Origin of the sequence: Virgibacillus salexigens, assembly GCF_014905415.1 — a bacterium.
GTDB lineage: Bacteria > Bacillota > Bacilli > Bacillales > Amphibacillaceae > Virgibacillus > Virgibacillus salexigens.
Genome location: NZ_BNEO01000005.1, coordinates 124792 through 139395, shown reverse-complemented (window position 1 = coordinate 139395; position 14604 = coordinate 124792). Strand labels below are relative to the sequence as shown.

Below are 14604 nucleotides of genomic sequence, written 5' to 3'. Positions count from 1 at the left end.
TGGGGGGTAAATAAATGAAGATTACGGAATTATTAGGTGATGATACGATCTTATTAGATCTACAAGCGAACACCAAAGAAGCGGTATTGAATGAACTCATAGATCAATTAAACAAAACTGGTAAATTAATAGATAAACAGGCTTTTCATAAAGATATCTTTGCAAGGGAGGCTCAAAGTACTACCGGAATCGGCGAAGGGATTGCCATCCCTCACGCCAAATCATCTGCAATAAAAACACCCGCTATTGTATTTGGTAGGTCACTATCTGGAATTGATTATAATTCACTTGATGGAGAACCGGCGCATCTATTCTTTATGATAGCCGCTTCAGATGGCGCGAATAATGAACATCTTGAAGCATTATCTCGATTATCAACGTTCTTGATGGATGAAACATTCCGAACCAAATTATATGAAGCTGCGGATATCTCTCAGGTCCTGCAAGCGATAAGCAAGAAAGAATTAGACGTGGATGAAGAATCTAATAAAGGTACCAATTCAACCAACCAACAGCTATTAGCAGTAACCGCATGTCCTACAGGGATTGCTCACACATATATGGCTGCTGAAAAATTATCTGAGACTGCGAAAGACATGGGTACTTCTATTAAAATTGAAACGAATGGTTCAGGTGGGGTGAAAAATCAACTAACCAAACAAGACATCGAAGCTGCTGACGCTATCATCGTCGCTGCTGATACAAAAGTAGAAATGGCTCGCTTTCATGGAAAACCTGTTATTCAGGTACCTGTAGGTAAAGCCATTCATGAAGCAGAGGATTTGCTAAAACGTGCCATCCAAAAAGAGGCACCTATTTACCAAGAAGCACACAGTAATGGTTCTAAAGAAAAGGAAGGAAAAAATGGCTTTTACAAACATCTCATGAACGGCGTTTCCAATATGCTTCCATTTGTTGTAGGTGGAGGAATTCTAATTGCCCTCTCATTCTTTTGGGGCGTAGAATCAAGCAACCCTGACAGCGATCAGTATAATGTATTCGCTGCCATGTTAAATGAAATAGGCGGGGGTAAAGCATTCTTCCTCATGGTGCCAGTGCTTGCTGGGTTTATCGCTTCTAGCATAGCCGATCGTCCAGGGTTTGCCCCCGGAATGATAGGTGGATTAATTGCCGTTACTGTATCTGGGGTTGAAGGAGCAGATGGGGGTTCTGGATTTCTCGGAGGGTTAATCGCCGGATTTCTAGCAGGATACATTACCTTATTAATAAAAAAGATACTTTCCCGATTACCAGAAGCATTAGAGGGTTTAAAGCCTGTCTTATTTTATCCATTAATTAGTATTGCTGTTACTGGGTTGATCATGATGACGATAAATCCCCCTCTTACACAAGTTTACACAAGTATTTCTTCCTTCTTAGAAGGAATGGGAGGAACAAATCAAATTCTGGCAGGATTATTGTTGGGGACCATGATGGCATTTGATCTTGGAGGACCTGTTAACAAGGCAGCTTACACTTTCGGCATCGCAATGCTAGATGCTGGAAATTACTCGTTTATTGCAACTGTAATGGCAGCCGGTATGGTACCACCTTTAGGTATGGCCTTAGCGACGACGTTTTTTAAAAATCGTTTTACGCAAACAGAACGAGAAGCAGGTAAAACTTCTTATGTACTTGGTGCATGCTTTATCACCGAAGGAGTTATTCCATTCGCTGCAGCGGACCCTGCTCGAGTTATTCCATCCGTTATGACCGGGGCAGCCATTACAGGCGGGCTCACGATGTTATTCGATATTGGACTACGTGCACCACATGGTGGAATCTTTGTAATTGGACTAGTCGAAGGCGGCGTTTCTTCTGCACTCCTCTACGGTCTAGCAATCATTATTGGTGCAATAGTCACTGCCTTACTAGCAGGAGTACTAAAGAAAAAAATAGAGGCTTAAATACAGACGAGTTCTAACTCCAAATCTTTGATTTATACACTCAAAATTGACACCATGATCAAGTACCGTTCTTTTATTTAAAACGACTGTCAAAAAGTCGACAGCCTGTAAAGCAGCACACTAAAGTGTGCTGCTATTTTTATTACTAAAATGGCTTACTAATCATTAATACGATAATAAGTAAAAATAAAAAGTTCTCGATGTTTTCGTAGAAGAATAACTTACGTGAAAGTTGATCATACGCCACCGGTATATTTTTTCCTTGATATTCATTCAATAATTTCTTTATTGGTTTTGATTTTGGCGACAACACCAATGGTCCGAATGCTAATCCTATTAGGAATAAAGCTAAACTTAGTACATACCAACCTTCTGTGAATAAATGTGGTCGAAGACTTCCCATTATTAAACCTGTTACTAATAACAAAGTTCCTCCTATCATTACACAACGATGGAGTCTTCCCCTGATAGCAAAAGCATAGCGTAGTTCTTCCATAGTTTTTGCTTTCGAGACGACAGGAATCATCATAAAACCAGGACCTAGCCCTAAAATAGCGGAGAATATATGAACGAAAGCAAGAAGATCGTAAAAAGTCATTTTAATGCCCCCGGATAGTCAGCGAACATAATGGTTAAGAATTGCATCCACTTCTGAGCCGTACATTTCTCCAAATAGATTTAAATGTACAAGTAAATAATAGAGCTGATATACTTTCTTGCACGATTGGTAATGATTGCTCGTTGGATATGTAGCTTCGTATGCTTGATAGAATTGCTTGGAAAATCCCCCAAATACTTCAGTAAATGCCAATTCAAAATGGCGGTCCCCATATAAGAATGAAGGATCAATTAAATAAGGATGCCCATCTCCCCCAACGATCCAATTCCCTCCCCATAGATCTCCATGTAAGTAGGAAGGTTCAATGTCTCTAGGAATCCACTGATCCAAATGATTCAGTAAATTCTCTAATTTCTTTTTACGCTTACCAACCATTCGCTTATTTCTTATCCCTAACTTCAACTGAGCAGCTAATCGACGATCGCGATAATACTCCAGCCAACTGTCATACAATCCATTAGGCTGCGTTAACGTACCAATAAATGTTGGTTCTCTAAAGCCATGTGCTTGTCCTATGGTTTGATGTAACCCAGCAAGGCGTTCCCCTAACAGTCTCTCCGTATGATTATTACGCTCTCCTTGTACATGTTCAAGCACTAAGTAAGCTTCCTTCTGTTCATCTGAATAATCAATAACCTCTGGTACATCAATTGTGTTTGTGTATTTTATCAATTGCAGCCCTTTAGCTTCCAGTTCAAAAAAACGTTCGGGGGCATCTTTATGATACTTAATAAAGTAGCTCCTTTTCTTAGTTTCAACAATATAGCTTTCATTAATCGAACCGCCAGCCACTTTTTTGATTGTAAGCAAGGTACTACTATCTCCTGCCCTCTCTAGCGCACTTTTGAATAAAGTATTCATGTTATAGATACTCCTTTATGATTATACAAATGAATTGTACACATCCTATCATGATCCAGATTCATGATAAACCTTATTCATATGTTATCTTCATGTCCCCTGGCATAATCCAGCCTTTTCTTCGTAGTATTTCGGCTAGTAAAAAACTAATAATTGCTGGAGCTATTATATGCAGCACTAGCACTGCCCAAAAAACATCCATTGAAAATCCCATCGATTCAAACGTCATAATTTGACCAACAAAACCACTCGTTCCCATTCCTGCTCCAGAGGCATTATTTGTTAGTTCAAGCCAAACCGTTCCAAATGGTGCCAAGATCGCACCAGCAAGTGTTGGAGGTAACAGAATGATTGGTTTTTTTACAATATTCGCAACTTGGAGCATAGAAGTTCCTACACCTTGGGCGATTACCCCGCCAAAGCCGTTATCACGATAACTTGCTATCGCAAAGCCTACCATTTGAGCAGAACAACCTATAGCAGCAGCACCTGCTGCCAATCCATCCAAGGATAGCATGATAGCAATAGCTGCTGATGAAATTGGAGCAGTTAATGCTATCCCCATAAGCACAGCAACTAGCACTCCCATGATGAATGGCTGTTGCTCTGTGGACCAATTAATCATCTCTCCAAACCCAATCATAAATTGATTAATTGCTGGACCAACAAAAGTTCCTATTGTAAAACCGAATACAATCGTTACAAATGGAGTAACAATTATGTCCACTTTCGTCTCTTGATAGACAAGTTTTCCAACTTCTGTGGCTAATAATGCTGTCACATAGCTGCCAGCTGGACCACCTAATTCCGCTCCGAACGCTCCGGCAAATAAAGCAGAGAACAGCACTAATGGCGGTGCCTTTAGTCCATAAGCAATAGCTACCCCGATTGCGCCGCCCATTATTTTCGTATCCATCGCAAAGCTGCCCATTTCAATTAGTGTTTGGGCAATACTTGGGGAAAAATTAATAATAATTTGTTCTCCGATTGTTTTAATTATAAGTCCAATAATTAATGATGAAAACAAACCTAACGCCATATAACCTAAAGCTGTAATAAAATAGGTTCTCCCAGATAACGAAACGCCTTTACGCTTTAAAAAATCCCGCATCTGATTGCCCTCCTTTTGTGATTCATTTCACAAATATTTCAGTATTCCTCACACGTTCGCGTCCAATCTCTATTATTACGCTAAAACGCTCCCATAATCAAGTACTATTTATACAAACAAAAAAGAGCTGCACCATAGACAGCTCATTGTCATGCTTTCGTACTGTTCATCAAAATTTTGAAACACATCTTTCTTAATATATAGTCTCTGTTTCTTTATCAATTCCATGCTTTAAATTTCGCATCATCGATAATCGTTTCATCCCAAAGTAGTCATGCAATTCCTTGTAATGAGCGAAGAGCTGTTGATAAACTTCCACATGTTTCTTTATTGGATAATACGTTTTTTCTATTGGTTGAGCCATGTAACGAATAGCTGCCTCCATATCATCGTATCCGTTATTGATCCTCCCTGCTGCAACAGCACCTAATATTGCCGCCCCAATTGCCGGAGCGTAATTTGATTGGGATACATGAATTGGCATATTTAATATATCAGCATATAACTGCATTAATAGTTTGTTTGCTTGTGGTAATCCGCCGCAAGCTACCACTTCTCTTACGTCCATTCCCCAATCACGATAAGCTCCAATAATCATATTCGCTCCAAAAGCTGTACTTTCTAAATACGCTCGAAAAATGGCTTCAGGTTTCGTATGAAGTGTTAGGCCAATTAAACAACCAGAAAGATCCGTATTCGATAAAATAGAGCGATTACCATTATGCCAATCCAATGCTATTAATCCACTCTCCCCTGGCGAAAGTTTAGCAGCTTTTTTCTCTAAATAGTCAAACATGGAAACCCCTTGTTTGTCAGCTTCCTGTTTGTATGATTCGGGTACATGGTTCTTAATATAACTCCCAAACAGATCACCCACTGCTGACTGTCCAGCTTCATAAGCGTATAAGCCTGGGATAATGGCATCTTTAACCACTCCAGATATTCCCGGAATCTCCTTTTCTTCAGAATGTAACATCATATGACAAGTCGACGTTCCCATTACCATTAATAGCTCTCCACTTTGGTAAACGCCTGTTCCAAGCACTGCTGAATGAGCATCAATAACTCCTGTTGATATAGGAAGATTTACAGGTAGTGAAAGTTTTCTGGCCCATTCCTCTGTTAAATACCCCGCACATTCCCCAATATTTTTTACTTCTCCTGCTAGTTTTGGAAGAATTGTCTTTCCAAACTCCGGGTCTATTGCAGTGAAAAACTCCTCTGGATAGCCATCTTTTTCATTCCAAAACGCTTTAAATCCTAATGAACAATTATTTCTTGATACTTTCGATGCAAGTGTTGATACAATCCAATCAACCGCTTCTAAGTAATAGGCTGTATGGGTATATATTTCTCTATCTTGTTCAAACACCTCAAGAATCTTAGGAATCATCCATTCTTCAGATATATTATAGCCTAATTTCCGCATCCACTTTTCTTTTCGTTGTGTGGCTACACGATAAATCTTTTCTGTTTCTGCCTTTGTATGGTGGTGTTTCCATAACTTCACCCATGAATGCGGTGATTGATGATAGTTAGAGTAAAAACATAATGGCGTTAATGTATGATCCACCGGCACGATTGTTGAAGAAGTAAAATCAACACCGATACCGATGATATGTGTTGGATTGACTTTTGATTCAGCAAGTACATGCGCAACACCCTCTTTCAATACATGCAAATAATCCCCGGGATGTTGAAGCACACTCCCTTTCGGAATTCGTTGTTTATTAATAGGCAACGTATCTTCAATCACGCCATGCCTGTAGGGAATAACTTTTATCGCCTCAATTGAACCGCTATGCACATTTACAAGCAGAACCCTTCCCGATTCCGTTCCAAAATCTATTCCGATCGAAAAATAGTTATCCACCATTTCATACCCTCCCTGTATTGAAACCCTTTTCACATAAACTCATTTTATCAAAACGAGCAAATTCGAGCAACAATGCGATAAATATATTCGTGATTATGTATTAAAAACCTAATTATCACTGTTTATTTATGTTTGTTTTAAATTGACATAAGCATAAATGAACATTAAGATAGATAAAAAACAAGATATGAGGAGGTATTATTATGGCTAGAACCTTACATTCCGTTTCATCCAAAACATATCAGCTCCTACAGCCAGGCAAGATTCAAGAAAACGTTCAAAAAAAAGATATAAAAGCAGGTTATGTAGTCATCGAACCCACTTTAGCTAGCATTTGTCATGCTGATATACGTTATTATGCTGGGTTAAGAAAACCAGAAGCTTTGGCTAAAAAGTTACCAATGGCTTTATTGCATGAGGGAATTGGAACCATCGTTGAAAGTAATGATTCGGAATTCCAATTCGGTCAACGTGTCGTGATCGTACCAAATCTACCAAACTATTTACTCAAAGGAAATGAAAAAGAAGCCTGTTGTAACTCTTGCCGTAAAGGTAATCCGGATAACTACTGCGAAAAAAGTTCATTTATGGGAAGTGGTTATGATGGCATTGCGCAACATCGTGTTGTGGTACCTTCATCATGCGCAATACCTATACCGGAACACATACCAGATGAAATTGCAGTTCTAAGTGAACTTTGTACCGTATCTTACCATGCATTACATCCTCTTAAAGGAACATTAAACGCAAACAGTACCAGAATAGCTGTCTTTGGAGATGGACCAGTTGGATATTTGACTGCTGCCATGCTACGCTTCCTGTTCGGGGTCGATTATTCTCGTTTACTTGTTTTCGGTGCAATACCTGAAAAATTATCTCACTTTACTTTTGCAACCTGTCAGTTAGTACATGAGGTTGATTTTAAAAAGACAAACGGAATAGACGTTGCCATTGATTGTACTGGAGGGACATTTAGTGAATCAGCCATTAATCAGGCGATTAATTTGTTATATCCAGGAGGCTCGTTAATCCTAATGGGTGTTTCTGAGGATAGAGTGCCAATTAATACGAGAGATATTCTTGAGAAAGGGATTTCTTTATATGGTAGCAGTAGAAGTTCCGTACCAGATTACCATGCTGTTATGGAAGCCTTTGAAAATCTTAACTACCAACATGCACTAAAAGAAATTATCCCCGATCATTATACTTCTATATATAGCGCCCATGATTTTCAAAACGCAATGAATGATGCTTCGAACCATAAAGGCTGGAAAAAAACTATACTAGATTTTAAATGGTCATAAAATTATCTAATACGTCAGTATGAGCAAAAGTGAATAATCAATTACATGTATGCTAGACTAGCATTAACTAGTATTTTGTTAAAGGAGTTAATTGCCTTGCTCGCAGCAGAAAGAAAGCTAAAAATCATAGAATATGTTAAGCACAAAGAAACCGCATCGGTAGCTGAGCTATCTTCCACTTTCCAAGTTCATGAGGCGACGATACGAAGAGACCTAAATGAAATTGAAAAAGAAGGAAAGCTTAGAAGAACCCATGGCGGAGTGGTGTTAGTAGAAGATGTAAGTTCAGAGCCAACATTCACCATACGTGCAAGTGAACGGATTGATGAGAAACAACGAATAGCTAAGCAGGCAGCTTCGATGGTGGATGAAGGTGATAATATCATTCTTGATTCAGGGACGACCACCTATCAAATTGCTCAAGAGTTAACGAATAAAGTAAATATCACCATCGTTACGAATGATATCAATATTGCCGCTGAATTTAAAGCATGTGCTTCCATCAAGGTAATTGTAACTGGCGGGATTCTCTTTCCGGACAGCTACATTCTTAATGGGGTCTATACAGATAGCGTGTTAAACAACTTGTATGTTTCAAAAGCATTTGTTGCCATCCCTGCATTTCATCCGAAACGTGGGTTAACACATTTTGATGAACAACTTATATCGGCAAAAAAAAGCATGATTGAGGCTGCAGAAGAGACTATCGTTGTAACCGATCACACAAAACTAGGTGGTGTTTCGCTTCATACGGTATCACCTATAGATCGAATAAATAAACTAATCACTGGTAAAGAGGCATCAGAAGCACAAATCCAGCAGTTTAGAGATGCTGGACTTACCGTATATACAGTTTGACCACTTATTAACGGAAAGGGGGATACATGCCAAAGAATTTCGACTTCTCTATGATGAAGTTTCTCGAATTGTCCAGAGTATTTCTAAGACCTATTGAAAATCAAGAGTTAGACGTGAATTTCAGAACTCTATTATGGATGGGACTATTAAAACATGAGCTCAGCACCTATCATTAGGGTTAATCCTATTATTCATGTTGTAACATCTTCCGATAAGGTTGAATAGACTACTATGCGCATGCATATATCAACAGAATTCTACCTAATGTATGAAGATTTGCTTTTCTCCTTCTTATCGGCTACAATTTTCATTGAAAATAATTATCAATTGTTCGAATATAATGCAGCATGTATATAAGGAGATGTATTACATGGAATATACAGCAACTAAATCACAGCTGGCTAAGGTTATCCGTGAACGCCGTGCGGTTAAAAAAGGCTATAATAATAAAGAAGTAAAGAAAGAGACGATATTAGAACTACTCCAAGATGCTATTTGGGCTCCCAACCATGGGATGAGACAACCTTGGCGTTTTATCTTCGTCGGACAGAATAAACGTCCTGATTTTGCTAAAAAAGTCGCGGCAACTTATCCTGAAGAAAGACAAAAAAACCGTGAAGATTATTTGAATGAACCAAATGCTATATTAGTCGTCGTCATGGAAGAAGCAGAAATTCAAAAGCAGTGGGAGGAGAATTATGGTGCCGTTGCTTGTATGGTTCAAAATTTCTGGCTATTGGCATGGGAGAAACAATTAGGCGTTGTTTGGAAAACAAATCCGCATATATATGATCCTGCAGTAAATGACTTATTACAACTGAAAGAAAATGAAAAAATTATTGGCTTCCTACATTTAGGCTATTTTGACGAAAAACCTGCTGTCAAAGAACGGACCCCTATTGAAGAAAAATTCTCGCTTTTTTAAAAGCATAAAAAAGGGCTGCTGCATCTTGATGCAGCAGCCTTTTTTATATTGATACATAAAAGCAGCTTACTCCCACTTTGTACTTTTTAATTGGTTATCCTGCTCATGTCTTTCCATAGCAAGTTCAATTAATGTATGAATTAACTCTTTATAGGGGAGACCACTAATTTCCCAAAGCTTTGGATACATACTAATTTTTGTAAACCCAGGAAGTGTATTCACTTCATTAACATAAATCGCCTCATCTTCTGTGATGAAGAAATCAACTCGAGCCAATCCTTCACATTCAAGAGCTTCAAATGCCCTAATCGCTTCTTCTTGAACGCGCTTGGTTGTTTCTTCTGAAACATCCGCTGGGATTGCTAAATCCGCTCCCTTTTCATCAATATATTTTGATTCATACGAATAAAATTCCGTTTGGGGTAGAATCTCACCAAGCAACGAAGCTCTTGGTTCTGTATTGCCTAATACAGCACATTCGATTTCCCTACCAATTATATTTTCTTCTACCACAACTTTATGATCATATTGAAACGCCTCTTCAATACCTTTGTAAAACGCTTCTTCTGTCGCAGCCTTTGTTACACCTACCGAAGATCCTTGATTGGCTGGTTTGATAAAGATTGGAGTCCCAAGCTGATCAACTGCATCCGAATACGATATTTGATGCTTTTTCGCTTTAGAATATACCATTCCTTTAGCTACATTGATTCCTGCAGCCTGTAAGAGACGCTTCGCAATATCCTTATCCATACATACCGAAGAACCTAACACACTTGATCCTACAAATGGAATATTCGCTAGTCGCAGCATCCCTTGCAGGCTGCCATCTTCCCCTAACGTCCCGTGAACAATAGGGAAAACAGCATCAAGTTGGTCTACTTGTAACGAAGTTGATGCATGAATGAACTGGTTATCACGTTCTCCAGGTATTACAGCTACCGTATCGTTCGATTTATTTAATTGAATAAGTTTTGGATTTTCTGCATGCAATAAATAAGATGATTGGTCATTCAAATGCCATTTTCCTTCTTTATCAATTCCAATTAACACAACTTCGTATTGATCCCTATCAATTGCATCTACAATATTTTTAGCTGATTGAAGCGATACTTCATGCTCAGCAGACTTACCACCAAAGATGATACCCACCTTTTTCTTTTCCATTCTCCTCCGTCCTTTCCTACAATACACAACCTATAACATGCAACGAATGGTTTAACTTTTACATCGGTTGCTTTTCTCCTAACCTATGTGAATCCTAATGATTTTCACAGAAAAATAACAATAATTAGCGCTAAAATTTTTGACCATTCACCCATTTTAAGGATGAAGGCTATATTAAAAATAGCACAAAGTGGCTTGGATAAGAAAGTACTATTTTATTGTCAATTATATCTCAAATCCAAAGGAATGAATATGATTCATTTCATTGCATGCTCCTCATATAGTAAATCAATTATATTCCAAAAAAAGCAAAAATGGGGTTGACTTTTTGAAAAAACTCTCTTAGTATTAATGACAATAAACTTAATCAACTTAAGCATTGAAGAAGAGTAGTATTCTAATTGAACTCATAAGAGAGCTGATGGCTGGTGAGAATCAGTGTGATTCATTAGAAGAATGGACTTCTGAGCTTCCAAACCGAACCATAATTGCAGTAGGCTTTGGCGAATTCGTCTTATCGTTACCTGAGACAGATAGGCAGCAGTTTTAGCTTCCTATTGTCAAAGTGAGCTGTATTTAGCTAATAAAGGTGGTACCACGGTCCCCTCGTCCTTTTTTGGATGAGGGGCTTTTTCGTTTTCGTGTACGTAATTAAATAATGAAAATCGTTGCGTAAGAGGAGTAAGCAAGGATTAGGTCGTTCAAAGAGAGCTAGTGATGCTGGGATGCTAGCACGATCTACCCTGCTGAATGGACTTACAAGAGGTTTCTTGAAATAAGTAGTAGGGAAACACGGAGTTCCGCCGTTACACGGATAGAATATCGGATTGTATTAGATCCCGTATTCGAACAAAGATGAAAAGCATTTGCTTTTCAACAGAGGTGGCACCGCGGTCCCATAATCGTCCTCTATAAACACAACTGATGTGTTTATAGAGGACTTTTTTTATGAAACGAAAAACAGAAAGGAAAGGATGAAAGACATGCCAACTAAAACAAATCATCAAATACTAAAGTTAAATGCCGATACCTTAACCCCGATTGAGCTATATAAACGGCTAACTGGAAACAAAAAATTTCTCCTAGAAAGTACATTTCAACACGAAACAAAGGGAAAGTATTCGTTTATTGGTTGCAATCCTTACCAAGAAATTATTGGCGATGGGAAACAAACAACGGTTGTCGATTCTAAAAAAAACACCGTTACGAAAATTAATCAAGATGCCTTAACTTATGTGGAACAGCACTTGCCATGTATCGAAATTGACCTCCCCCTCCCCTTTTATGGAGGAGCCATTGGATATATTGGTTACGATGCGATCCGTTGTGTAGAAGATATCGGAGAAAATCTGCCTGATGACCTTGAAATGCCCGATATCCACTTAATGCTCTATCAAGAGATTATTGTGTTTGATCATACTAGCGAATCCGTCTATATCGTTGCCATACAATTACCAGACGACCAAAGCACTGATTTATCTAAACGTATAGACAGTATGAAGGAACAAATACTCCAGCCAACGGCTACAACTGATCAGGGCACAACCACTTTTCATTTTTATCCAGAGATCGAACGCAAACATTTTGAACAAAATGTAGAAATCGCTAAACAGCATATAGAGCGCGGGGATATCTTTCAGGTTGTTTTATCGCAACGAATGAAAGCAAACGTCCATGGCGATTCCTTTTCCTTTTACCGCCAACTACGAAAGGTAAACCCATCTCCGTATATGTTCTATATTGACTTTAAAGACTATCTTTTACTCGGTGCTTCACCGGAAAGTCTTATTCAAACAAGCGGAAAAACAGTCATGACGAATCCAATTGCTGGGACTAGGCCGCGTGGCAAAACAGCATTACAAGATGAACAGCATATGAAAGAGTTGCTAAACGATGAAAAGGAAATTGCCGAACATCGCATGCTTGTTGATTTGAGCAGAAATGATCTCGGACGAATATGTGCAATCGGAAGTATTACCATTCCTACCTATATGGTGGTCGAAAAATACCAGCATGTCATGCATATTGTCTCAGAAGTACACGGGGAGCTTCGAGATGATACGACATCATTCGATGCCCTGAAATCTTGCCTACCTGCAGGTACCGTTTCTGGTGCCCCTAAAATACGAGCGATGCAAATCATTAATGATTTAGAAGATAAACAGCGTGGTGTCTATGGCGGTGGAGTTGGTTTTATTAGTTTTAATCACGACTTAACGATTGCACTCGCTATCCGTTCGCTTGTTATTAAAGAAGATTATGCATACCTGCAAACAGGTGCAGGGATTGTTTATGATTCGAAGCCGAATAAGGAATATGAAGAAACATTATTTAAAGCCCAATCACTTATGGAGGTGCCAGCTCATGATTCTATTAGTCGATAATTATGATTCTTTCACATACAACATTTATCAATACGTATCTGAAGCGGGATTCGATGTTCAAGTAGTTCGTAATAACCACGTCACCGTCGATGAAGTGAATGCTCTACAGCCACAAGCAATCATTATTTCTCCCGGACCAGGGCTACCTAAAGAATCAGGAATTTGTCTTGATTTAGTTCAAGCATTTTATCGACAGCTTCCAATATTAGGCGTTTGTTTAGGACATCAAATTATTGGAGAAGCATTAGGAGCTTCTGTTCGCCAAGCAAACCAAATTATGCACGGAAAAACATCATTAATTACGCATAAAGGAACAGGAATTTTTCAATATTTATCTCAACCACTCGAAGTCATGCGTTATCACTCAAATATACTAGAAGCAGCATCCATCCCACCACAGTTAGAAGTGGTGGCGACTTCAATGGATGACCATGCGGTGATGGCGATTCAACATCCTGTTTATCCGGTATATGGTGTACAATTCCATCCAGAATCAATTGGTACATCGATTGGACGTAAAATAATGAATCACTTCATTCAAGAACTTAGAGAGGAGACTCCCCATGAGAACTTATCTTGAGAAATTAATTCAAGGAAATAATTTAAGTATAGAAGAGATGAAGGCAGCAGCTCTTGCTTGTTTCAAGGAGTCTATTACAGAATCTGAAATTGCAGCTTTACTAACAGCTTTACAAGTAAAAGGAGAAACTGCAGAAGAAGTTACTGGTTTAGTAGAAGTTATTCTATCTCAATCCGCTTTTAACACTGACTCCATAGTGAACGCAATGGATAATTGCGGAACTGGAGGAGACATGTCAGGAAGCTTTAATATTAGTACAACTTCAGCATTTGTGATTGCCGGTGCCGGCGTTCCTGTTGCTAAACATGGAAACCGCAGTGTCTCCAGTAAAACAGGCAGTGCCGATGTCTTAGAATATTTGGGAGTGTCATTATTTTTCACCCGTTCTCAAGTAGAAGAATCGTTAGTACAAAATCAAATTGCTTTTTTATTCGCTCCCCATGTGCATAACGCGTTAAAACCATTTACAAAGGTGCGCAAAGATTTAGGTTTACCAACTATTTTCAATGTAATTGGACCGTTAACGAACCCGATTATGTTAAATTCGCAATTTATCGGTGTCTATCGTAAAGATAAACTTCATATCGTTGCACAGGCATTACGAAACTTAGGTAGAAAACGAGCGTTAGTAGTGAATGGTGCTGGAGGAATGGATGAAGCATCGCTGGCAGGTAAAAATCACCTTATTTTACTTGAGGATGGTGAACTAAAACCCTTCACTTTACATCCAGAAGAAGTTGGGTTGCCAGTATATTCCATTAAAGAAATTCAAGGTGGCGATGCTAAGAAAAATGCCACCATTACAAAAAATGTTCTGCAAGGAAACCCCAGTGCTTATTTAGATACAGTGATTTTAAATGCTGGACTTGGACTATATGCACATGGTACAGCATCCTCCATCAAGCATGGAATCGAATTAGCAAAGGAAAGTATTCATTCAGGAAAAGCGTTGGAGTGTTTAACTAACTTAGTTCATTTCAGTAAAAAATACGATAGCGAGGTGGTATAAGTG

12 protein-coding genes and 2 other annotated features are annotated in these 14604 nt (G+C 38.7%); of the genes, 7 read left to right on the top strand and 5 right to left on the bottom strand.

From position 1 onward, the window contains the following. Nucleotides 1–14 precede the first annotated feature (14 nt). The gene (locus tag JKP73_RS17895; RefSeq protein WP_200411608.1) at nt 15–1907 is read left to right on the top strand and encodes a PTS fructose transporter subunit IIABC; all 1893 of its coding nucleotides are present in this window, start codon (nt 15–17) and stop codon (nt 1905–1907) included. Nucleotides 1908–2052: 145 nt separating this feature from the next. On the opposite strand, the gene JKP73_RS17890 is transcribed toward JKP73_RS17895, so the two are convergent. The 4 genes from JKP73_RS17890 to JKP73_RS17875 all read right to left on the bottom strand — a co-directional run bounded on the left by JKP73_RS17890 (nt 2053) and on the right by JKP73_RS17875 (nt 6374). After that, on the bottom strand, nt 2053–2505 hold the full coding sequence (locus tag JKP73_RS17890; protein ID WP_038245791.1) for a DUF2269 family protein: 453 nt from the start codon (nt 2503–2505) through the stop codon (nt 2053–2055). 18 nt (nt 2506–2523) lie between these two features. Next, on the bottom strand, nt 2524–3387 hold the full coding sequence (locus JKP73_RS17885) for a fructosamine kinase family protein (protein WP_038245792.1): 864 nt from the start codon (nt 3385–3387) through the stop codon (nt 2524–2526). 73 nt (nt 3388–3460) lie between these two features. Then, nucleotides 3461–4498, bottom strand: a complete 1038-nt coding sequence (locus tag JKP73_RS17880) for a PTS sugar transporter subunit IIC (RefSeq protein WP_188943699.1) — start codon at nt 4496–4498, stop codon at nt 3461–3463. 193 nt (nt 4499–4691) lie between these two features. Further along, entirely contained in the window at nt 4692–6374 is a 1683-nt protein-coding gene (locus JKP73_RS17875) for a ribulokinase (protein ID WP_188943701.1), read from the bottom strand. Nucleotides 6375–6577: 203 nt separating this feature from the next. On the opposite strand from JKP73_RS17875, the gene JKP73_RS17870 reads away from it, so the two are divergent. The 3 genes from JKP73_RS17870 to JKP73_RS17860 all read left to right on the top strand — a co-directional run bounded on the left by JKP73_RS17870 (nt 6578) and on the right by JKP73_RS17860 (nt 9461). Continuing rightward, the gene (locus JKP73_RS17870; RefSeq protein WP_160807490.1) at nt 6578–7678 is read left to right on the top strand and encodes an alcohol dehydrogenase catalytic domain-containing protein; all 1101 of its coding nucleotides are present in this window, start codon (nt 6578–6580) and stop codon (nt 7676–7678) included. Nucleotides 7679–7774: 96 nt separating this feature from the next. Then, nucleotides 7775–8536, top strand: coding sequence for a DeoR/GlpR family DNA-binding transcription regulator (locus tag JKP73_RS17865; protein ID WP_021288729.1), 762 nt, complete (start codon nt 7775–7777; stop codon nt 8534–8536). 370 nt (nt 8537–8906) lie between these two features. Next, a complete protein-coding gene (locus tag JKP73_RS17860) occupies nt 8907–9461 on the top strand; it encodes a nitroreductase family protein (RefSeq protein WP_021288731.1) in 555 nt (184 codons plus the stop codon). A gap of 66 nt (nt 9462–9527) precedes the next feature. On the opposite strand, the gene ddlA is transcribed toward JKP73_RS17860, so the two are convergent. Then, nucleotides 9528–10628: a D-alanine--D-alanine ligase gene (gene ddlA / locus JKP73_RS17855; protein ID WP_160807492.1), complete on the bottom strand. Its 1101-nt coding sequence runs from the start codon at nt 10626–10628 to the stop codon at nt 9528–9530. Nucleotides 10629–10998: 370 nt separating this feature from the next. Beyond that, nucleotides 10999–11245 (top strand) — a binding site (T-box leader). Nucleotides 11246–11287: 42 nt separating this feature from the next. Beyond that, nucleotides 11288–11541: a binding site (T-box leader), on the top strand. A 70-nt stretch (nt 11542–11611) separates the two neighbouring features. On the opposite strand from ddlA, the gene trpE reads away from it, so the two are divergent. From trpE to trpD, 3 genes are read left to right on the top strand one after another with little or no spacing between them, the layout of a single operon-like run. After that, nucleotides 11612–13012: an anthranilate synthase component I gene (trpE, locus tag JKP73_RS17850; RefSeq protein ID WP_160807493.1), complete on the top strand. Its 1401-nt coding sequence runs from the start codon at nt 11612–11614 to the stop codon at nt 13010–13012. Then, a complete protein-coding gene (locus tag JKP73_RS17845) occupies nt 12993–13592 on the top strand; it encodes an anthranilate synthase component II (RefSeq protein ID WP_021288735.1) in 600 nt (199 codons plus the stop codon). The genes trpE and JKP73_RS17845 overlap by 20 nt, the downstream gene beginning before the upstream one ends. After that, complete coding sequence (gene trpD / locus JKP73_RS17840) at nt 13576–14601, top strand: anthranilate phosphoribosyltransferase (protein ID WP_021288736.1); 1026 nt, start codon at nt 13576–13578, stop codon at nt 14599–14601. Before JKP73_RS17845 ends, trpD begins: the two co-directional genes overlap by 17 nt. Nucleotides 14602–14604: the final 3 nt, after the last annotated feature.

Bases quoted from the DNA above. Each gene is read 5' to 3' on its own strand.
- JKP73_RS17895 (WP_200411608.1), top strand. From the start codon at position 15: ATGAAGATTACGGAATTATTAGGTGATGATACGATCTTATTAGATCTA.
- JKP73_RS17890 (WP_038245791.1), bottom strand. From the start codon at position 2,505: ATGACTTTTTACGATCTTCTTGCTTTCGTTCATATATTCTCCGCTATT.
- JKP73_RS17885 (WP_038245792.1), bottom strand. From the start codon at position 3,387: ATGAATACTTTATTCAAAAGTGCGCTAGAGAGGGCAGGAGATAGTAGT.
- JKP73_RS17880 (WP_188943699.1), bottom strand. From the start codon at position 4,498: ATGCGGGATTTTTTAAAGCGTAAAGGCGTTTCGTTATCTGGGAGAACC.
- JKP73_RS17875 (WP_188943701.1), bottom strand. From the start codon at position 6,374: ATGGTGGATAACTATTTTTCGATCGGAATAGATTTTGGAACGGAATCG.
- JKP73_RS17870 (WP_160807490.1), top strand. From the start codon at position 6,578: ATGGCTAGAACCTTACATTCCGTTTCATCCAAAACATATCAGCTCCTA.
- JKP73_RS17860 (WP_021288731.1), top strand. From the start codon at position 8,907: ATGGAATATACAGCAACTAAATCACAGCTGGCTAAGGTTATCCGTGAA.
- ddlA (WP_160807492.1), bottom strand. From the start codon at position 10,628: ATGGAAAAGAAAAAGGTGGGTATCATCTTTGGTGGTAAGTCTGCTGAG.
- trpE (WP_160807493.1), top strand. From the start codon at position 11,612: ATGCCAACTAAAACAAATCATCAAATACTAAAGTTAAATGCCGATACC.
- JKP73_RS17845 (WP_021288735.1), top strand. From the start codon at position 12,993: ATGATTCTATTAGTCGATAATTATGATTCTTTCACATACAACATTTAT.
- trpD (WP_021288736.1), top strand. From the start codon at position 13,576: ATGAGAACTTATCTTGAGAAATTAATTCAAGGAAATAATTTAAGTATA.